The organism is Pseudomonas sp. zfem004 (genome assembly GCF_032621715.1).
GTDB classification, from domain to species: Bacteria; Pseudomonadota; Gammaproteobacteria; order Pseudomonadales; family Pseudomonadaceae; genus Aquipseudomonas; species Aquipseudomonas sichuanensis.
On sequence record NZ_JAVYJF010000004.1, the window covers coordinates 156,885 to 174,677 of the forward strand.

The following is a 17,793-nucleotide window of genomic DNA, read 5'->3' on the forward strand; positions in this document are numbered from 1 at the left end:
AGGTACTTGAATGACCACATCGTTGCAACCTGCCTATGCCCTGGTACCCGGTGCAAACCTGGAAGCCTACGTGCACACGGTCAACAGCATCCCGCTGCTGACGGTCGAGCAGGAGCGTGATCTGGGCGAGCGTCTCTATTACGAACAGGATGTCGAGGCCGCCCGGCAAATGGTGATGGCCCACCTGCGTTTCGTCGTCCATATCGCCCGTAGCTATGCTGGCTATGGTCTGGCCCAGGCCGACCTGATCCAGGAAGGCAACGTCGGCCTGATGAAGGCGGTAAAGCGTTTCAACCCGGAAATGGGCGTACGTCTGGTGTCCTTCGCGGTGCACTGGATCAAGGCCGAGATCCACGAGTTCATCCTGCGCAACTGGCGTATCGTCAAGGTGGCCACCACCAAGGCCCAGCGCAAACTGTTCTTCAACCTGCGCAGCCAGAAGAAGCGCCTGGCCTGGCTGAACAATGACGAAGTGCATCGCGTGGCCGAAAGCCTCGGCGTAGAGCCTCGCGAAGTGCGTGAAATGGAAAGCCGCCTGAGCGGCCAGGACATGGCCTTCGACCCGGCAGCCGAAGCCGATGACGACAGCGCCTTCCAGTCGCCCGCGCATTACCTGGAAGACCACCGCTACGACCCGGCTGTGCAGCTGGAGGACGCTGACTGGAGCGACAACTCCACCAGCAACCTGCATGAAGCCCTGCAAGGCCTGGACGATCGCAGCCGCGACATTCTCTACCAGCGCTGGCTGGCTGAAGAGAAGGCCACGCTGCATGAGCTGGCGGACAAGTACAGCGTTTCGGCCGAGCGTATTCGCCAGCTGGAAAAGAACGCAATGAGCAAGGTCAAGGCACTGATCGCCATCTGATCGGCGCCCTGGCTGGATTGAAAAACCGCTGCTCTCGCAAGAGGCAGCGGTTTTTTCATTTGGCATGTTGCTGCGCGCATCCAGACGGATCGCAGGACCCTGTGGGAGCGGCTTCAGCCGCGAACACCAGCGAAGCTGGTGCCATCCACCGCGCTGCCTATTTCGCGGCTGAAGCCGCTCCCACGGGTTACTGGATGCCCTTGCGCGCGCAGCTCACTGCCTGCGCGACGCATCCAGCTGCATCAGGTAGCTCGGCCCACCCAGCTGGCTCATCTGCCGGCGAATCCACCCCGCGCGGCTGGCCACATAGGTGCTTGGCCGGCTGGCGCTCCATTTGATCGGGCTCGGCAGCACGGCAGCGAGCAGTGCGGCCTGTTGTCGCGTCAGGCGGCTGGCATCCACGCCAAAGTGATAGCGAGCCGCCGCCTGGGCGCCGAACACGCCCTTGCCCCATTCGGCGCTGTTCAGGTACACCTCGAGAATCCGCTCTTTCGACCAGAACAGCTCGATCAGTGCAGTGAACCAGGCCTCCAGGCCTTTGCGCAGCCAACTGCGGCCGGACCACAGGAACATGTTCTTGGCCACCTGCTGGGTGAGAGTGCTGGCGCCACGGACCTTGCCGCCCCGTTCGTTGTAGGCCAGCGCCGCCTGGATGGCCGGGATGTCGAAGCCCCAATGGCTGGCGAACTTCTGGTCCTCACCGGCGATGACGGCCACCTTCAACTCATCGGAGATCTCTTCCCATGGCGTCCAGTCGCGCTGCAGGTCGATCGGCTCGCCGCTGAACCATGACTCCACCTTGCGCTCGACCATCAGCGCCGTGCCGGGCGGCGGTACCCAGCGCAGTACCAGCACCACGGCAATGCTTGCGGCAGCGAACCAGAGCAGGCCGCGGGTGAAGTGGCGCAGGAAGGATGACAGCATGGTGATGGCTTGGCCGGACCGTTGGAACGGGCCATTATACAGACCCCTTTCGAGGAGTCGTCCCATGCTTCGCAGCTTCCTGATGCTCGCCGCCTTCTTCGGCTTCACCGGTGTTGCACTCGGCGCCTTTGCCGCCCATGGCCTGAAGAGCCGTCTCAGTGCCGATTACCTGGCGGTCTTTCACACCGGTGTTACCTACCAGCTGGTGCATGCCCTGGCGATCCTCGCCGTGGCCGTGCTCTCGGTGCATCTGCCCGGGCGCCTGGTAGGCTGGGCTGGCGGTTTGTTCGCGCTGGGTATCCTGCTGTTTTCCGGCAGCCTCTACGTGCTCACGCTGACGGGCCTGGGCAAGCTCGGCATGATCACCCCCCTGGGTGGCCTGTGCTTCCTCGCCGGCTGGTTGTGCCTGGGCCTGGCCGCCTGGCGCCTGGGCTGACCGAGTGGTCCACAATCGCGACTAATGGCGCGCGCCACCCTTGGGTTGCAAGGCTGATCGGGGCTAGAATGCCTGCCCCAACGAACAATGGTGGCCGTGCGCATGCGCATTCAACTGAACGGTGAACCTTACGAACTGCCCGCGAGCGAGAGCGTCGCGGCCCTGCTCGGCCGGCTCGAGCTGGCCGGCCGTCGGGTGGCGGTGGAACTGAACCTGGACATCGTGCCGCGCAGCCAGCACGAGAGCACGATGCTGAGCGAAGGCGACCAGGTCGAAGTGGTCCACGCCATCGGCGGTGGTTGAGCAAGCCCGGCGATTCACCCGTAAGCCCCGTAACCTTTCCTGAGGAACATCGATGAGCAACGTTCGCAGCGACAAGCCCTTCATCCTGGCCGGGCGCACCTTCCAGTCGCGCCTGCTGGTCGGTACCGGCAAGTACCGTGACATGGAAGAAACCCGCCTGGCCACCGAGGCCTCGGGTGCCGAAATCGTCACCGTCGCCGTGCGCCGCACCAACCTGGGCCAGAATGCGGGCGAGCCGAACCTGCTCGACGTGCTGTCGCCGGACAAGTACACCATCCTGCCGAACACCGCAGGCTGCTTCGATGCGGTGGAAGCCGTGCGCACCTGCCGCCTGGCCCGTGAGCTGCTCGATGGTCGCAAGTCCCATGAGTCCCGCACGCTGGTCAAGCTGGAAGTGCTGGCTGACCAGAAAACCTTGTTCCCCAACGTCATCGAAACCCTCAAGGCCGCCGAAGTGCTGGTCAAGGAAGGTTTCGACGTGATGGTCTACACCAGCGACGACCCGATCATCGCCCGTCAGCTGGCTGAAGCCGGCTGCATCGCGGTGATGCCCCTGGCTGGTCTGATCGGCACGGGCCTTGGCATCTGCAACCCCTACAACCTGCAGATCATCCTCGAGGAATCCAAGGTGCCGGTGCTGGTCGATGCCGGCGTGGGTACCGCCTCCGACGCCACCATCGCCATGGAAATGGGCTGCGAGGCGGTCCTGATGAACTCGGCCATCGCCCACGCCCAGCAGCCGGTGCTGATGGCCGAAGCCATGAAGCACGGCATCCTGGCCGGGCGCATGGCCTACCTGGCCGGCCGCATGCCCAAGAAACTCTACGCCAGCGCCTCTTCGCCGCTGGATGGTCTGATCAAGTAAGAGCCCCAGATGACTGAATCGCAAGAAACGCCGATCACCGCCGACGGCGAAGATCGCCCGCACCGTCGCATCAAGAGTTTCGTGATGCGCGCCGGGCGCATGACCGAAGGCCAGCAACGTGGCCTGGAGCAGGGCGGCCCGCTGTTTGTCCTGCCGCTGGCTGACAGCCCGGTGGACTACGACCAGGTGTTCGGCCGTTCGGCGCCGCGCACCCTGGAGATCGGCTTTGGCATGGGCCATTCGCTGCTGGAGATGGCCGCCGCCTCGCCCGAGTTGGACTTCATCGGCGTCGAAGTGCACCGCCCGGGTGTCGGCGCTTTGCTGAACGGCGTGCTTACCCAAGGCCTGAAGAACCTGCGGGTGTACGACTGCGACGCCATCGAAGTGCTCAACCGCTGCGTGGCCGACAACAGCCTCGACCGCTTGATGCTGTTCTTCCCAGACCCCTGGCACAAGGCGCGTCACCACAAGCGCCGGATCGTCCAGCTGGAGTTCGCCGAACTGGTGCGTCGCAAGTTGAAGCCCGGTGGCGTGTTCCACATGGCGACCGACTGGGAGCCCTATGCCGAATACATGCTGGAAGTGATGAGTGCTGCACCGGGCTATCGCAACCAGGCGGCTGATGGTGCATACGTGCCACGCCCCGAAGAGCGCCCGATCACCAAGTTCGAGCGTCGTGGTGAGCGCCTTGGGCACGGTGTGTGGGACCTGAAGTTCGAAAAACTGGCTTGACCTTCCCCCTGCCAGAGGCGCCGGTGTGCCTCTGGCTCCTCATTACATCGCGTAAAGGATTGCGCCTTGAAGCCTCGGGTCCTGTTACCACTGGTTGGTCTGGTCGTTATTGTCGGCCTTGTGCTCGCCGCGTTGCTGCGCGAGCCCCTTTCGCCCTCTGAGCAGCACCTTGAGCGTGCCGTAGCCTTGATTCAGCAGGCCAACGTGAATGTGCAGGCGCTTGCCGAAGCCGAGGCAAACGGCGAAGCCATCAGTACTGAACAGTTAATGCCGATGAGCGAATTGATAGATGAAGCACGCGCGCACATCGAGCTGGCAGCAGAGGCGGGCAACACCCTGGCGCTGTTCTGGCAGTCCAATTTGCAAACCTCTGCGGACCGGCGCGACAGAGCACGCAGGCAGGGCTCCTGTGCGCGTTTGCATCAGGCTGTAGCGCAAGGTTTTTTGGCGGCAGCGGTCGCCTATTACTACCGTTGCAAGCCAACCACCGACAGCTTCGACTTCATGGGGGCGGAGCAAGTCGCCTTGCTTGAGGTGTTGAAAGCGGCGTTGCAGCGGGATGATCCGCACCAGTCGCTCTATCCGCAGTTTGTGCGTGAGGTGCATTGTTTCAGGCCGGCTACCGACATTGCTTCGGCCCTGCCCTCGGTGTCACTCACAGTGGGCGAGATGCTGGAGAAGTCCAGACAAGTGCTTTCATACGACCAGTTCAAAGCCGAGGCGCTTTACTTGTTGGCCACTCATCCCGCCATCTGGCAGCAGACACCAATGGCCGAGCGGCTGGCGATGTTGCGCGAGGCTGAGTCTTTGGGATGCGGGCGTGCATCTGACTGGAGGCAAAGGCTGGAAGCGAACGCGGAGCAGACGCCAAAAGGGCGCTGAACGTGATGGGGCCGCGCAGTGCTGGCGTTGCCAAGGGTTGGGGGGTAAGCGAAAAACGAAAAAACCGCCTTGCGAAGGGCGGTTTTTTTATGCGGGCTTCGGGTTACGAATCCTTGGCCTGCGGACTTCACTGGAGACAACCACAGCTGGATCTTAGGTTTGCCGGCAAAACGCGTCAATAAAGGAAATATCCGGCATTAGGTGTGACAGCGCTGGAAACAGCTCTTGGTGATCGACTCACGTAAGCTCGCTGGGCTCCCATGGGGTTCATCCAGTGGCGGGCCGGGAACACCAACGGTTTCTCGGCCCCTTCGACGCGGCCTACGACCCGCGCCGGTGATATACATCGAAGGGCCATCAACCTGGCCACTTCACTGGAGGCAACCACAGGGTCTCTGAAGGTGTCGAAGTGCCGGTTAGATACTGGAAGATTGGCCTGGCCAGTATGGAGGCCAAGGCATATGAAGCATCTGCTGAAAATGCTGAGCCACGCCTGGAAGCTCGCCCGGCTCTTGATCCTGTTCAAGACCGCGAGGGACTTCCTGCGTGATCACTTCGATGATGCCCGCTGAGGGCAAGTGGAATGAGGAGCCGCCCTGGTTCGCCAGGGTGGCTTTTAGCCGCCGCACATCCCCGCCGGTCAGCCACCACACCAATCAACACCAGCAGACAACCCTCCAGTCATGCTTCGAAGCCTGGGTAACTGCAGGCAAAAAAAAAACCGCCTTGCGAAGGGCGGTTTTTTTATGCGGGCTTCGGGTTGCGAATCCTTGGCCTGCGTACTTCGGTTTCACTGGAGATAGTCCACAAACGGAATACTAGGGCTGCCTGGAAATTGCGTCAATCATAGAAACATCCAGCAGTATGTGTGACTGAATGGTTAACAGCGTTCAAGTCTCGGCTGACGTAAGATCACCCCGCTCTGATGTGAATTTTTCCAGTGGCGGGCCGGGAAACAGGTTTTTTATTGTATCGGCCCCTTCGACGTGGCCTGCGAGCCGTGCCGGTGTTTTTTCGAAGGGCCATCCACCTGGCCACTTCACTGGAGATAGTTCACATGATCTCTGAAGGTGTCGAAGCGCCGGTTAGATACTGGAAGATTGGCCTGGCCAGTACGGAGGCCAAGGCATATGAAGCATCTGCTGAAAATGCTGAGCCATGTCTGGAAGCTCACCCGGTTTTTGATCCTGTTCAAGACCGCGAGAGACTTCCTGCGTGATCACTTCGATGATGCCCGCTGAGGGCTAGTGGAGTGAGGAGCCACCCTGGTTCGCCAGGGTGGCTTTTAGCCGCCGCTCACCCGCGCCGGTCAGCCACCACCCCAATCAACACCAGCACCACCAGCAACACCGGTGCCAGCGCATAATTGTTGAACTGCCCCAGCCCCTTGACGATCCACGGTGTGGCATAGATCAGCGCCGCGCCACTGCCGATCATCACCAGCAGCGCCATGAACGGTACGCGCAGGGCGCCGGCCAGGCCGCCCAGGCGCCCCTCGACCCAGCCCTTGATATCGGTGCCGAACAGCACCAGCAGGCAGCCCACCAGGGCCAGCGAGATCTCCGACAGGTTGCTGCGGCTCCAGCGGGAGACGGTCGAGAGCAGGTCAAGTACCAGGTCCATGGGTCATCCTTAATTCAAGAAGTACTGCAGCAGGTCGTTGAGGAACAGCTGGCCGCGCGGCGTAGCCGCCAGTCGATCCGCTTCGACCTGCAAAAGGCCCTTTTGTTCGGCGGCGCGGCGGGCTTGCGCAAGTTGCGCCAGGGGTAGCCCCGTGCGTTGCGTGAACAGCTCGGCTTCCACGCCCTGGGTCAGGCGCAGCGCGTTCATCAGGAACTCGAAGGGCAGTTCATCGGCCGGCAGCAGCTTCTCGCCTGCCTTGAAGGGCTTGGCCGGGTTCAGGTAGTCCTTGGGCAGGCGGGTCTTCCAGGTGCGCAGGATGCGCCCGTCGGGGAACGACAGCTTGCCGTGGGCACCGGCACCGATACCGATGAAGTCGCCGAAGCGCCAGTAATTGAGGTTATGCCGTGCGGCGCGCCCTGCCTGGGCGTAGGCCGACACTTCGTATTGCTGGTAGCCGTGCTCGGCCATCAGCGCCTGGCCGGCCTCCTGGATATCCCAGAGGATGTCGTCCTCGGGCAACTCGGGCGGCTGGTTCCAGAACACGGTGTTGGGCTCGACCGTCAGCTGATACCAGGACAGGTGCGTCGGCGCCAGCTCGATGGCCTGGCGCAGGTCGCCAAGCGCGTCGTCCAGCGACTGGTCCGGCAGGCCGTGCATCAGGTCCATGTTGAAGTTGTCGAAGCCGGCTGCGCGGGCCATGTCGGCGGCGCGCACCGCTTCATCGCCGTTGTGGATGCGCCCGAGCTTCTCGAGCTTGGCTGGCTGGAAGCTCTGCACGCCGATGGACAGCCGGTTGATGCCGGTCTGCCGGTAGGCCTTGAACTTTTCCTGCTCGAACGTGCCCGGGTTGGCTTCGAGGGTGATCTCGATGTCCGCGGCAAACGGGATGCGCTGCTCGACACCCCGCAACAGGCGGCCAAGCGCAGCCGCGCTGAACAGGCTGGGGGTGCCGCCGCCGAAGAAGATCGTGCTGATCGGGCGGCCCGCAACGGCATGCATTTCCTGGTCGAGGTCGGCCAGCAGCGCATCGATGTACTCGTCTTCGGGCAATGTGGGCCCGGCCTGGTGCGAGTTGAAGTCGCAATAAGGGCATTTGCGCACGCACCAGGGGATATGGATGTACAGCGACAGCGGTGGGAGTTCGGGGAGGATCAGGCCGGCCGGCTGTACCAACAGCTTTTCGCTCATGCCAGGCCCAGACGCTGACGCAGCAAGGCCATGGCGCGGGCGCGGTGGCTGAGCTGGTTCTTGTCGACGGGCGCCAGGTCGGCGCTGGAGCACTTGCGCTCCGGGACCCAGAACAGCGGGTCGTAGCCGAAACCATGCTCACCGCTGGCCTCGAACAGGATGCTGCCATGCCACAGGCCTTCACAGAGGATCGGCAATGGGTCGTCGGCATGGCGCACAAGCGCCAGTACGCAGACGAACTGCGCGCCACGCTGTTCCTTGGGCACATCCTTCAACGCTTCAAGCAGCTTGGCGTTGTTGGCCGCGTCGCCCTTGCCGTCGGCGTAGCGTGCCGAATAGATGCCCGGCGCGCCGCCGAGGAAGTCCACCGCCAGGCCCGAGTCGTCGGCCAGCGCCGGCAGGCCGGAAATGCGTGCGGCGTTGCGCGCCTTGAGGATGGCGTTCTCGACGAACGACAGGCCGGTTTCTTCCGGCTCCACCTGGCTGAACTCACCGATCGAGCGCAGGTGCACGGACTCGCCGAGCATGGCCTGCAGTTCCTTGAGCTTGCCGGCGTTATGGCTGGCCAATACGAGTTGCTGGAAATTCATCATTCGCCTGGGAACACTTCCTGGTTGAAGCTGAGTTGATTGCTGACACCACCGGTTTCGACATTCAGGTCGAAGGTCAGGGTCTCTGCCTGTTCGATCTTGAACTGGGCAATGTAGTACACCGCACCCTGATCAGTGATTTGCTTGAACGACAGCGGGCTGCTGCGCCCGGTCAGGTCCTTGACCGTGCCGCTGACCACCGAGGTGGCCGGCTTGCCACCCTTGAGCACGGCGATGTTGAGCACGCCCTGATTCTTGCTGCGGGTAAGGCCGGTGGCGGCAGCGATGTCCGGCTGCAGCATGCTCGAGGTGAAGGCGCTGTAGTGGACCGTCACGTCGCCAAACACTTCCTTGCGCTCAGGTTTGGCGGCATCGGCAGCCAGTACCGGCAGGGCCAGGCACAGGCTGATCAGAAACAGTGCTAGTCGACGCATGATCCCATTCCTCCGTTCACGAGCGTCAGACCGCGAGCTGGTGCTCCTGCAGGCCCGGGCTGCTGACGCGATAAATACCGATTTCACCTAGAAGATTAGGCCAAAGCCGGCCGCCCAACCCATTACGGTGCAAGTGGTCGACGGCCAGGCGGTCGAGCACCTTGGCGTGGCGTTCGTGACACAGGTTCTCGAAGTCTTCGAAGGTGCAGAAGTGAATGTTCGGCGTGTTGTACCAGGTGTATGGCATGAAGTCCGACACCGGCATGCGGCCTTTGGTCGCCAGGTACCAGCGGCAGCGCCAGTGGCCGAAATTGGGGAAGGTGATGATGCACTGGCGGCCCACCCGCAGCATTTCGTCGAGAATCCGGTCGGGGTACTCCACGGCCTGCAGGGCCTGGGTCATGACCACCACGTCGAAGCTGTTGCTGGCGAAGTTGCCCAGGCCCTTGTCCAGGTCCTGCTCGATCACGTTGACGCCCTTGGCCACGCACTCGGCGATGTTGTCGGCGTCGATCTCTAGGCCGTAGCCGGTGACGTTCTTGCGCTCGCGCAGCGAGGCCAGCAGCTCGCCGTTGCCGCAGCCCAGGTCGAGTACCCGGCTGCCGGCGGGGATCCAGTCTTGGATGATTTCCAGGTCGGCTCTCATGGGGTCCTCACAGGGCGATGCGGTTCATGTAGTTGGCGAAACCCTGCATGTAGCGAGGCGTGGGGATAAGGAAGGCGTCGTGGCCGTAGGGCGAGTCGATATCCAGGTAGCAGACGTTCTTGCGCGCGGCCATCAGCGCGTCGACGATCTCCCGCGAACGGGCCGGCGAGAAGCGCCAGTCGGTGGTGAACGACATGATGCAGAAGTCTGCCGTGACATGCGCCAGGGTCGCCGCCAGGTCGCCGTCATGGGCCGCCGCCGGGTCGTAGTAGTCCAGTGCCTTGGTCATCAGCAGGTAGGTGTTGGCGTCGAAACGCCCGGAGAACTCCTCGCCCTGGTAGCGCAGGTAGCTCTCGACCTGGAACTCGACGCTGTGGAAGTCGTAGTTGAGCTTGTCGCTCTTGAGCTCGCGGCCGAATTTTTCGCCCATCGAGTCGTCGGACAGGTAGGTGATATGGCCGACCATCCGCGCCAGCATCAGGCCGCGCTTGGGGATCACACCCTGATCCTGGAACGAACCGCCGTGGAATTCGGGGTCGGTGAGGATGGCTTGGCGCGCCACTTCGTTGAAGGCGATGTTCTGCGCCGACAGCTTGGGGGCCGAGGCGATGTCCACGCAGTGACGTACCCGGTCCGGGTAGGTGATGGTCCACTGCAGCGCCTGCATGCCGCCGAGGCTGCCGCCGACGATGGCGGCCCAGGTGTGAATGCCGAGGCGATCGGCCAGGCGCGCCTGGCTGTGCACCCAGTCTTCCACCGTCAGCACCGGGAAATCGGCGCCGTAAGGTTTGCCGGTAGCCGGGTTGAGACTGCTGGGGCCAGTGCTGCCGTTGCAGCCGCCGAGGTTGTTCAGGCTGACCACGAAGAAGCGGTTGGTGTCGATCGGCTTGCCGGGGCCAATGCAGCTGTCCCACCAGCCCGGCTTGCGGTCGGTGGCGGCATGGTAGCCGGCGGCATGGTGGTGGCCGGACAACGCGTGGCAGATGAGCACGGCGTTGCTGGCGTTGCTGTTGAGCTCGCCATAGGTTTCGTAGATGAGTTCGTACGAGGCCAGGGCGCGGCCACAGGCCAGGGCCAACGGTTCATCGAACCGGGCGATCTGCGGTGTTACCAGACCGACGGAATCTTCGGGAAAGACAGTGGACATCGACCCTGCTCACGCTTGACGGAGGCGTAAGTCTAAAGAGCGCTACCCCCAGCGGCAAGCAATGGCTTGCCGCAGGAGATATCGTGGGTCAGATCATCCGCCACAGCTCTTGTGGCATGCCGGCGTAGGCCGCCAGTTGAGGCATGAGGAACGACTGGATCACCTGGATGGCGATGAAGGCGAAGATCGGCGAGATGTCCATGCCGCCCAGGTTCGGCACCAGGCGACGGAACGGCGCCAGCACCGGCTCGCTGATCTGGTAGGCCAGCTCGGCGGCAGGGTTGTGGCTGTTGGGCGCGACCCACGAGACGATCACCATGACGATCATCGCCACCCAGAAAATCTTCAGGAACAGCGAGGTGATGCCGATGATCGCCCACATCAGCAGATGCAGGACGTCGCCGAAGGTACCGTAGGTGACCATCAGCACGAAGGCCATCAGCAGCGCCTGGATCAGCACCGACAGCAGCAGTGACGAGGTATCCAGGCCCGCGATGCTCGGAATTACCCGGCGCAGCGGCTTGAGCAGCGGCTGGGTGGCGCGCACGGCGAACTGGCTGAGCGGGTTGTAGAAGTCGGCCTTGACCAGTTGCAGCACGAAGCGCAGCAGAACGATCGCCAGGTACAGGCTGACCAGGGTTTGCACCACGAAGATCGCGGCGCCGGACAGTGCATTCATTGAAAATGGCTCCTTATTTGCCCAGTTGTTCGGCCAGCTCCGCGGAGCGCTTGGCCGCAGCTTCCAGTGCCTGCTCGACGATGGCCTCGAAGCCGTTGGCCTGGAACGACTTGATCGCCGCTTCCGTGGTGCCGGCGGGCGAGGTGACCCGACGGCGCAGCTCGGCGGCATCGACGTCGCTGGCCACGGCCATGCGTGCGGCGCCCAGGGCGGTTTGCAGGGTCAGTTGCGAGGCGGTTTCACGCGGCAGGCCGAGCTTTTCGCCCGCGGCGGTCATGGCTTCGATCAGCAGGAAGAAGTACGCCGGGCCGCTGCCGGAAACGGCGGTGACGGCATCCAGTTGCTGCTCCTGATCCAGCCACAGGGCGGTGCCCACGGCGGACAGCAACTGTTCGGCCTGCTCGCGCTGTGCGGCGGACACTTGCTCGGTGGCGTACAGGCCACTGACGCCCTGGCGCAGCAGTGCCGGGGTGTTGGGCATGCAGCGCACCACCGGGATCGCGCCCAGCCAGGCCTGCAGGCTGGCACAGGTGATGCCGGCGGCGATGGAGACGACCAGTTGGCCAGGCTTGAGGTTAGGCTTCAGGGTTTCGCAGACGGCTTTCATCACCTGCGGCTTGACCGCCAGGACGATCACGTCCACCCCGTCGATGGCCTGGGCGTTGTCGGCGAATGCTTCGATGCCGTGCTCGGCCTGGATGCGCGCGCGGGTGTCGGCACCCGGGTCGCTGGCGCGGATCTGCGAGGCGTCCAGGCCCTGGGCGCGCAGGCCGCCGATCAGGCTGGCGGCCATGTTGCCGGCGCCGATAAAGGCAATACGAGTCTTGCTCATGTCAGGTCCTTGAGAGGGAAAGTGAGTTAAGCATGAATGTCAGGGCTGGCCGTAGTCGCGTGCACCGAACAGGGCGGTGCCGATACGGACCCAGGTCGCACCTTGGGCAATGGCGGCCTCCAGGTCGTGGCTCATACCCATTGAAAGTGTGTCCAGGCCCAGGCCGAGCTGCTCCTGCAACTGGCGCAGGGTGGCAAAGGCAGCTTCCTGTTCGGCGCGATCTTCGGTGGGCTCCGGGATCGCCATCAGCCCGCGCAGGCGCAGGCCGGGGAGGGCGCTGACGGCCTGGGCCAGCGTCGGCAGCTCGGCGGGCGCGCAGCCGGACTTGCTGTCTTCGCCGCTGACGTTCACCTGCAGGCAGATGTTCAGCGGCGGCAGATGGCCCGGGCGTTGCTCGGACAGGCGTTGGGCGATCTTCAGGCGGTCCACGGAATGTACCCAGTCGAAGTGCTCGGCGATGGCTTTGGTCTTGTTCGACTGAATGGGGCCGATGAAGTGCCAGATCAAGGGCAGGTCGGAAAGAGCCTGTTGTTTTGTCAGGGCTTCCTGAAGGTAGTTTTCGCCCACATCGCGCAGCCCGGCCGCAAAGGCCTCGCGCACGGCGCTGGCGGGCTTGGTCTTGCTGACCGCCAGCAACTGGACGCTGGCCGGATCGCGCCCGGCGGCCCTGGCCGCGCTGTCGATGCGGCTGGCAATGACGGAAATGTTGTCTGCTAGGGTGGACATGGATCGTCGCCGGCGGCTGTGAGGTCTGCGGCATTCTACCTGCTTGATGGCCGTTGGGGAGTCTCATGGATGTGACCGAGCTGCTGGCCCGGGCTGTGGCTGCGGGCGCCAGTGACCTGCACCTGGCCGCGGGCGAGCCACCGTTGTTGCGCCTGGATGGCGTGCTGCAGCGCATGGCGCTGCCGGTGCTGACGTGCACGGCGCTGGAACAGGGAATGGCCGGCCTGCTCGATGACGGGCAGCGGCGGCAATGGGTGAGCGGTGATGAACTGGACCTGGCGCTGAGCCTGCCCGGCGTGGGGCGCCTGCGCTTGAACCTGTTCCGTCAGCGCAATGGCTTGGGCGCAAGCGTGCGGCTGATCCCGGCGCAGGTCCCCAGCCTCGACGAACTTGACCTGAACGATGTGTATCAAACCGTTGCGCAATGCCGGGATGGCCTGGTGCTGGTGGGTGGGCCGACGGGCAGCGGCAAGTCCAGCACCCTGGCGGCGCTGCTTGATCGGCTCAATCGCGAACGCGCGCTGCAGGTCATCACCCTGGAAGACCCCATCGAATTTATCCACAGCGGCCAGGGTTGCCTGGTCAATCAGCGGGAGATCGGTGTGCACAGCCGCGACTTCGCCCAGGGGCTGCGCAGTGCCTTGCGCCAGGATCCGGATGTGATCATGGTCGGTGAGTTACGTGATCTGGAGAGCGTCCGCCTGGCATTGCGCGCGGCGGAAACCGGGCATCTGGTGCTGGCAACGGTGCACACCCGCTCGGCGGTGAACAGCATCGACCGGCTGGTGGAGGTGTTCGCGGCCGAGGAGAAACCGCTGGTGCGCATGATGCTGGCCGAATCGCTGCGCCTGGTAGTGGCTCAGGTGCTGGTCAGGCTGAAAGGTGGCGGCAGGGTGGCTGCAAGGGAGGTGCTGGTGGCGACGCCAGCGGTGCGCAGCTTGATTCGCGAGGGGCGCATGGCGCAGGTGACGTCGGTGATGCAGGCGGGGGCGGCGTTGGGTATGCGGACGATGGAGGGGGCGTTGCAGGCGCTCAGGCAGAAAGGGCTGGTTGATTAGCGTTGTTGCCTGTTCGAGCGACATCGCGGGGCAAGCCCGCTCCCACGTCTAACAGCAAAGCTGTCGTGGGAGCGGGCTTGCCCCGCGATGTTGGCTTAGCGCTTGGCCAGGGCCAGCGCCTGCTGGTTCTTGGGCAGGACGCGCTTGGCCACGACGTAATGCTTCTGCCAGTAAGGCTTCTCCAGGCTGTCGATGCTCACCCGTTTGCCGGTGCGCGGCGCGTGGATGAAGCGGTCGTTACCCAGGTAGATGGCCACATGATTGACCCGGCGGCTCTTGATGTTGAAGAAAATCAGGTCGCCTGGCTTGAGGTCGCTCTTGGCCACCTTCACACCTTGGCCCTGGGCCATGGCGTTGGAGGTGCGCGGCAGGTCGACGTCTGCCACGTCGTTGAAGGCGTACTTGACCAGGCCGCTGCAGTCGAAGCCCTTCTTCGGGCTGCTGCCGCCCCAGCGGTACGGGGTGCCGAGCACGTTCACGGCGCGGCTGAGCACTTCGCTGCTCTGCTTGGGCGACATGGCCACGGCCTGCAGCGCCTGGCGCTGGGTGGCGCTGCTCGGGCGGGCACTGAGAGTGGTGGCCTTGCGGTACTGCACAGGTGCGCGTTTCACCGAGCTGTCGGCATTGCTCGTGTAACCGGTGAAACCGTTTGGAAGACGTTGCTCACGATTGGTGGCGTGGGCGGCCAGGGGTAATAAAAGGCAGAGGGTCAGCCATGTCTTGATGAAAGGCGGCATAGTTGATGCTCTTATAGGGTGTTGGCGCGCAACTTTATAACAGCTTTTTGATCAAATTCTGATCCGTTGGTCGATTGGCCACGTACCATATGTCGGGTCAACACGGAAAAGTCACATTTTCCGTTAGAAAATTTTCAGCTAACCCACGAGGGCTTCGAATGAATGGTTATCAACAGGGCGTGCCCGCGCACGACACCCACAGCAAGGTCCTCGGCTACCTGTTGTGGATTTTCGGCTTCACCGGCGCGCACCGTTTCTACTACGGCAAGCCGATCACCGGGACGATCTGGTTCTTCACCCTGGGGCTGCTGGGGATTGGCTGGCTGATCGACCTGTTCCTGATCCCGTCGATGGATCGCGAGGCGGATGTGCGGTTCGAGTCCGGCGGTGTGGACTACAACCTGGCGTGGATCTTCCTGACCTTTCTTGGGGTGTTCGGTGTACACCGCCTGTATCAGGGCAAATGGATCAGTGCACTGATCTACCTGTTTACCGGCGGCCTGTTCCTGCTGGGTGTGCTGTACGACTTCTGGACACTCAACAGCCAGGTTTCCCAGGTAAACGCCGAGCGTCGCCGGGTATGAAAAAAGGCCTTGTCGCGGTGAGCGGCAAGGCCTTTTTCGTTACTGACGGCGTTGCTGCAACAGCAGGTTGCTGAAGCCTGCCCCGGCCAGTTGCTTCTGCGCCACGGTGAGCTGTTCGCGGTTGCTGAACGGGCCGACCATCACGCGGTACCAGGTTTCTTCTTTCACCGTCCCTGATTCCACCTTGACCGCCTGGCCCAGCAGAATGATCTGCGCGCGGACCTTGTCGGCATCCGCCTGCTTGCGGAACGAGCCGGCCTGCAGGAAGAACTGGGTGGTCGGTGCCGGCTTGATCACAGGTGGTGCCGGTGGAGGCGTTTGCCCCATCAGCGCGGCCTGCGCACGGGCGGTGTCGATCTTCGCCGCTTCCGCCGGGGTGACCGGCGTGGTTGGCACGGCCGGCACCGGCGGCGTCTTCTCGGGCACCGCTTCCGGCGGCACGATCACTTCCGACTCCGGCAGCAGGGTGTAGAAGTCGTACTTCGGCTTCACCGGTTGCTGCGGTGTAGGTGCGGTCGTTTTGCTCGCCTCGGCGACCTTCTCCGGCTTCTGCTGTTCGGGTTTGGTGCGCTTGATGTCGCCGCCACCCGGTTCGAGTTTCATCAGGAACACGATGAAGGCGCCGACGGTCAGGCCGACCGCCAGCCACACCCAACCCGGGATCGGCTGCTTGGCGGCGGGCTGGTGGCGGCTGGCGCCGCGCTTGGGCGCGGGCTTTTTCTTTGCAGCAGCCAAGTTACATACGCTCCAGGGTTTCCAGGCCGAGCAGCTCCAGGCCCTGCTTGAGGGTGCGGCCGGTCAGGGCTGCCAGGCGCAGACGGCTCTGTTGCTGCTCCGGGGTCTCGGCGGCGAGGATCGGGCAGTTCTCGTAGAAGCTGGAGAACAGGCCGGCGAGGTCGTACAGGTAGCTGCACAGTACGTGCGGGGTGCCTTTGTCGGCGACGTTGTTGAGAATCTCGCCGAACTGCGCCAGGCGCGCGGCCAGGTCCTGCTCATGGGCGGCCTGCAGCACGATCTTGCCGTCCACCTCGTCGAAGCCCTTGCCGAGCTTGCGGAACACGCCGGCCACACGGGTGTAGGCGTACAGCAGGTAGGGCGCGGTGTTGCCTTCGAAGTTGAGCATCAGCTCGAAGTTGAAGCTGTAGTCGCTGGTGCGGTGCTTGGACAGGTCGGCGTATTTCACGGCGCCGATACCCACCACTTCACCGATCTTGCGCAGCTCGTCCTCGGCCAGGCTCGGGTTTTTCTCCTTGACCAGCGCGTAGGCGCGCTCCTTGGCCTCGTTGAGCAGGTCGATCAGCTTCACGGTGCCGCCGTCACGGGTCTTGAACGGACGGCCGTCGGCGCCGTTCATGGTGCCGAAGCCCATGTGCTCCATCTGCATCGGGTGGCCGACGAAGCCTGCGCGGCGGGCCACTTCGAACACCTGGTTGAAGTGCAGGGCCTGGCGCTGGTCGACGAAGTACAGGGCGCGGTCAGCCTGAAGCTTGTTGCTGCGGTAGCGTACGGCGGCCAGGTCGGTGGTGGCGTACAGGTACCCGCCGTCGGCCTTCTGCACGATCACTGGCAGCGGGTCGCCCTCGGCGTTCTTGAATTCGTCGATGAACACGCACTGGGCGCCCTGGTTCTCCACCAGCAGGCCCTTGGCCTTGAGGTCGGCGACCACATTCGCCAGGTCGTCGTTGTAGGCGCTCTCGCCCATCACGTCGGCCATGGTCAGCTTGACGTTGAGCAGTTCGTAGGTTTTCTGGCAGTGGGACAGCGAGATGTCCTTGAAGCGCGTCCACAGCGCCAGGCACTCGGGGTCGCCGGCCTGCAGCTTGACCACCAGGCCGCGGGCGCGGGTGGCGAACTCCTCGGACTCGTCGAAGTGCTTCTTGGCCGCGCGGTAGAAGTTCTCCAGGTCCGACAGCTCGTCGCTGGTGATCGGGTTTTCCTGCAGGTAGGCCATCAGCATGCCGAACTGGGTGCCCCAGTCGCCGACGTGGTTCTGGCGGATGACGTTGTCGCCGAGGAACTCCAGCACGCGGGCGACGCTGTCGCCGATGATGGTCGAGCGCAGGTGGCCGACGTGCATCTCCTTGGCCAGGTTCGGCGCCGACATGTCGATCACCACTTTCTCCAGCGGGCCGGCCTTGCGCACGCCCAGGTGGTCGTCGGCCAGGGCGGCGTCGAGGCGGTTGGCCAGGGCGTCGGTGTTCTGGAAGAAGTTCAGGAAGCCGGGGCCGGCAATCTCGGCCTTGCTGATGTCGGCGCTGGCCGGCAGGGCTGCAATGATTTTCTCAGCCAGGTCGCGCGGTTTCATGCCGGCCGGTTTGGCCAGCATCATGGCGATGTTGCTGGCGAAGTCGCCGTGGGTCTTGTCCCGGGCGTTTTCCACCTGGATCGCCGGCGTCAGCCCTTCAGGCAGCACACCGTCGGTGACGAGTTGGGTGAGGGCTTGCTGGATCAGCTGGCGAATGGTGTCTTTCATGGGGATCTCTTTTCGACCGCAAGCGCGGTGGGGCGCTTCGATGCGCAGGTGGAAAAACTGGGCATTATC

The 17,793-nt window shown here is 63.5% G+C and carries 21 protein-coding genes; 8 read left to right on the forward strand and 13 right to left on the reverse strand.

Translation table 11 applies throughout. The annotated features are described in order from the left end of the window. Window positions 1-10 precede the first annotated feature (10 nt). Window positions 11-865, forward strand: a complete 855-nt coding sequence (gene rpoH, locus RTH46_RS06190) for an RNA polymerase sigma factor RpoH (protein WP_153785522.1) — start codon at window positions 11-13, stop codon at window positions 863-865. 213 nt (window positions 866-1,078) lie between these two features. On the opposite strand, the gene mtgA is transcribed toward rpoH, so the two are convergent. Then, window positions 1,079-1,789: a monofunctional biosynthetic peptidoglycan transglycosylase gene (mtgA, locus tag RTH46_RS06195; RefSeq protein ID WP_153785523.1), complete on the reverse strand. Its 711-nt coding sequence runs from the start codon at window positions 1,787-1,789 to the stop codon at window positions 1,079-1,081. Window positions 1,790-1,853: 64 nt separating this feature from the next. Between mtgA and RTH46_RS06200 the strand changes: the two genes are divergently transcribed. The 5 genes from RTH46_RS06200 (at window position 1,854) to RTH46_RS06220 (ending at window position 5,007) form a co-directional block, all read left to right on the forward strand. Beyond that, a complete protein-coding gene (locus RTH46_RS06200; protein ID WP_153785524.1) occupies window positions 1,854-2,225 on the forward strand; it encodes a DUF423 domain-containing protein in 372 nt (123 codons plus the stop codon). Between the two features lie 102 nt (window positions 2,226-2,327). Further along, entirely contained in the window at window positions 2,328-2,528 is a 201-nt protein-coding gene (gene thiS / locus RTH46_RS06205; protein WP_153785525.1) for a sulfur carrier protein ThiS, read from the forward strand. Window positions 2,529-2,580: 52 nt separating this feature from the next. After that, window positions 2,581-3,393, forward strand: a complete 813-nt coding sequence (locus RTH46_RS06210; protein WP_125860906.1) for a thiazole synthase — start codon at window positions 2,581-2,583, stop codon at window positions 3,391-3,393. 9 nt (window positions 3,394-3,402) lie between these two features. Next, entirely contained in the window at window positions 3,403-4,125 is a 723-nt protein-coding gene (gene trmB / locus RTH46_RS06215) for a tRNA (guanosine(46)-N7)-methyltransferase TrmB (RefSeq protein WP_110996014.1), read from the forward strand. A gap of 66 nt (window positions 4,126-4,191) precedes the next feature. Next, window positions 4,192-5,007 carry a hypothetical protein gene (locus RTH46_RS06220; RefSeq protein ID WP_316905244.1) on the forward strand — a complete coding sequence of 272 codons (816 nt, stop codon included), beginning with the start codon at window positions 4,192-4,194 and terminating at the stop codon, window positions 5,005-5,007. 1,296 nt (window positions 5,008-6,303) lie between these two features. On the opposite strand, the gene RTH46_RS06225 is transcribed toward RTH46_RS06220, so the two are convergent. The 9 genes from RTH46_RS06225 to RTH46_RS06265 form a co-directional block, all read right to left on the reverse strand. Continuing rightward, window positions 6,304-6,630, reverse strand: a complete 327-nt coding sequence (locus RTH46_RS06225) for a DUF3392 family protein (protein ID WP_011531731.1) — start codon at window positions 6,628-6,630, stop codon at window positions 6,304-6,306. A 9-nt stretch (window positions 6,631-6,639) separates the two neighbouring features. Continuing rightward, window positions 6,640-7,818, reverse strand: coding sequence for a radical SAM family heme chaperone HemW (hemW, locus tag RTH46_RS06230; protein ID WP_316905245.1), 1,179 nt, complete (start codon window positions 7,816-7,818; stop codon window positions 6,640-6,642). Then, complete coding sequence (gene rdgB, locus RTH46_RS06235; RefSeq protein WP_153785528.1) at window positions 7,815-8,411, reverse strand: RdgB/HAM1 family non-canonical purine NTP pyrophosphatase; 597 nt, start codon at window positions 8,409-8,411, stop codon at window positions 7,815-7,817. The genes hemW and rdgB overlap by 4 nt, the downstream gene beginning before the upstream one ends. After that, entirely contained in the window at window positions 8,408-8,842 is a 435-nt protein-coding gene (locus RTH46_RS06240) for a DUF4426 domain-containing protein (RefSeq protein WP_153785529.1), read from the reverse strand. The genes rdgB and RTH46_RS06240 overlap by 4 nt, the downstream gene beginning before the upstream one ends. 25 nt (window positions 8,843-8,867) lie before the next feature. Further along, window positions 8,868-9,488 carry a methionine biosynthesis protein MetW gene (gene metW, locus RTH46_RS06245; protein WP_153785530.1) on the reverse strand — a complete coding sequence of 207 codons (621 nt, stop codon included), beginning with the start codon at window positions 9,486-9,488 and terminating at the stop codon, window positions 8,868-8,870. A 7-nt stretch (window positions 9,489-9,495) separates the two neighbouring features. Then, on the reverse strand, window positions 9,496-10,635 hold the full coding sequence (locus RTH46_RS06250) for a homoserine O-succinyltransferase MetX (RefSeq protein WP_110996008.1): 1,140 nt from the start codon (window positions 10,633-10,635) through the stop codon (window positions 9,496-9,498). Window positions 10,636-10,723: 88 nt separating this feature from the next. After that, entirely contained in the window at window positions 10,724-11,314 is a 591-nt protein-coding gene (locus tag RTH46_RS06255) for a YggT family protein (protein WP_110996007.1), read from the reverse strand. A 13-nt stretch (window positions 11,315-11,327) separates the two neighbouring features. Then, window positions 11,328-12,146 carry a pyrroline-5-carboxylate reductase gene (proC, locus tag RTH46_RS06260; protein WP_279846381.1) on the reverse strand — a complete coding sequence of 273 codons (819 nt, stop codon included), beginning with the start codon at window positions 12,144-12,146 and terminating at the stop codon, window positions 11,328-11,330. A gap of 39 nt (window positions 12,147-12,185) precedes the next feature. Further along, window positions 12,186-12,872 (reverse strand): YggS family pyridoxal phosphate-dependent enzyme, encoded by a 687-nt coding sequence (locus RTH46_RS06265; protein WP_316905246.1) that lies wholly within the window; start codon window positions 12,870-12,872, stop codon window positions 12,186-12,188. A 65-nt stretch (window positions 12,873-12,937) separates the two neighbouring features. On the opposite strand from RTH46_RS06265, the gene RTH46_RS06270 reads away from it, so the two are divergent. Then, on the forward strand, window positions 12,938-13,930 hold the full coding sequence (locus RTH46_RS06270) for a type IV pilus twitching motility protein PilT (protein ID WP_153785533.1): 993 nt from the start codon (window positions 12,938-12,940) through the stop codon (window positions 13,928-13,930). 95 nt (window positions 13,931-14,025) lie between these two features. On the opposite strand, the gene RTH46_RS06275 is transcribed toward RTH46_RS06270, so the two are convergent. Then, the gene (locus tag RTH46_RS06275; RefSeq protein WP_153787925.1) at window positions 14,026-14,667 is read right to left on the reverse strand and encodes a C40 family peptidase; all 642 of its coding nucleotides are present in this window, start codon (window positions 14,665-14,667) and stop codon (window positions 14,026-14,028) included. A gap of 158 nt (window positions 14,668-14,825) precedes the next feature. Here RTH46_RS06275 and RTH46_RS06280 point away from each other — a divergent pair, with 158 nt between their 5' ends. Continuing rightward, window positions 14,826-15,251: a TM2 domain-containing protein gene (locus RTH46_RS06280; RefSeq protein ID WP_279846377.1), complete on the forward strand. Its 426-nt coding sequence runs from the start codon at window positions 14,826-14,828 to the stop codon at window positions 15,249-15,251. Window positions 15,252-15,290: 39 nt separating this feature from the next. Here RTH46_RS06280 and RTH46_RS06285 read toward each other — a convergent pair whose 3' ends face one another. Both RTH46_RS06285 and argS read right to left on the reverse strand, forming a co-directional pair. Then, window positions 15,291-15,986, reverse strand: coding sequence for an SPOR domain-containing protein (locus tag RTH46_RS06285; protein ID WP_153787927.1), 696 nt, complete (start codon window positions 15,984-15,986; stop codon window positions 15,291-15,293). Between the two features lies 1 nt (window position 15,987). After that, window positions 15,988-17,724 carry an arginine--tRNA ligase gene (gene argS / locus RTH46_RS06290; protein ID WP_316905247.1) on the reverse strand — a complete coding sequence of 579 codons (1,737 nt, stop codon included), beginning with the start codon at window positions 17,722-17,724 and terminating at the stop codon, window positions 15,988-15,990. Between the last annotated feature and the right edge of the window lie 69 nt (window positions 17,725-17,793).

Excerpts from the sequence above, each read along its gene's own strand:
- RTH46_RS06270 (WP_153785533.1), top strand. The coding sequence starts at position 12,938 with ATGGATGTGACCGAGCTGCTGGCCCGGGCTGTGGCTGCGGGCGCCAGT.
- mtgA (WP_153785523.1), bottom strand. The coding sequence starts at position 1,789 with ATGCTGTCATCCTTCCTGCGCCACTTCACCCGCGGCCTGCTCTGGTTC.
- trmB (WP_110996014.1), top strand. The coding sequence starts at position 3,403 with ATGACTGAATCGCAAGAAACGCCGATCACCGCCGACGGCGAAGATCGC.
- RTH46_RS06275 (WP_153787925.1), bottom strand. The coding sequence starts at position 14,667 with ATGCCGCCTTTCATCAAGACATGGCTGACCCTCTGCCTTTTATTACCC.
- RTH46_RS06280 (WP_279846377.1), top strand. The coding sequence starts at position 14,826 with ATGAATGGTTATCAACAGGGCGTGCCCGCGCACGACACCCACAGCAAG.
- metW (WP_153785530.1), bottom strand. The coding sequence starts at position 9,488 with ATGAGAGCCGACCTGGAAATCATCCAAGACTGGATCCCCGCCGGCAGC.
- argS (WP_316905247.1), bottom strand. The coding sequence starts at position 17,724 with ATGAAAGACACCATTCGCCAGCTGATCCAGCAAGCCCTCACCCAACTC.
- proC (WP_279846381.1), bottom strand. The coding sequence starts at position 12,146 with ATGAGCAAGACTCGTATTGCCTTTATCGGCGCCGGCAACATGGCCGCC.
- rdgB (WP_153785528.1), bottom strand. The coding sequence starts at position 8,411 with ATGATGAATTTCCAGCAACTCGTATTGGCCAGCCATAACGCCGGCAAG.
- RTH46_RS06225 (WP_011531731.1), bottom strand. The coding sequence starts at position 6,630 with ATGGACCTGGTACTTGACCTGCTCTCGACCGTCTCCCGCTGGAGCCGC.
- RTH46_RS06265 (WP_316905246.1), bottom strand. The coding sequence starts at position 12,872 with ATGTCCACCCTAGCAGACAACATTTCCGTCATTGCCAGCCGCATCGAC.
- RTH46_RS06250 (WP_110996008.1), bottom strand. The coding sequence starts at position 10,635 with ATGTCCACTGTCTTTCCCGAAGATTCCGTCGGTCTGGTAACACCGCAG.
- RTH46_RS06240 (WP_153785529.1), bottom strand. The coding sequence starts at position 8,842 with ATGCGTCGACTAGCACTGTTTCTGATCAGCCTGTGCCTGGCCCTGCCG.
- thiS (WP_153785525.1), top strand. The coding sequence starts at position 2,328 with ATGCGCATTCAACTGAACGGTGAACCTTACGAACTGCCCGCGAGCGAG.
- hemW (WP_316905245.1), bottom strand. The coding sequence starts at position 7,818 with ATGAGCGAAAAGCTGTTGGTACAGCCGGCCGGCCTGATCCTCCCCGAA.
- RTH46_RS06200 (WP_153785524.1), top strand. The coding sequence starts at position 1,854 with ATGCTTCGCAGCTTCCTGATGCTCGCCGCCTTCTTCGGCTTCACCGGT.
- RTH46_RS06255 (WP_110996007.1), bottom strand. The coding sequence starts at position 11,314 with ATGAATGCACTGTCCGGCGCCGCGATCTTCGTGGTGCAAACCCTGGTC.
- RTH46_RS06210 (WP_125860906.1), top strand. The coding sequence starts at position 2,581 with ATGAGCAACGTTCGCAGCGACAAGCCCTTCATCCTGGCCGGGCGCACC.
- rpoH (WP_153785522.1), top strand. The coding sequence starts at position 11 with ATGACCACATCGTTGCAACCTGCCTATGCCCTGGTACCCGGTGCAAAC.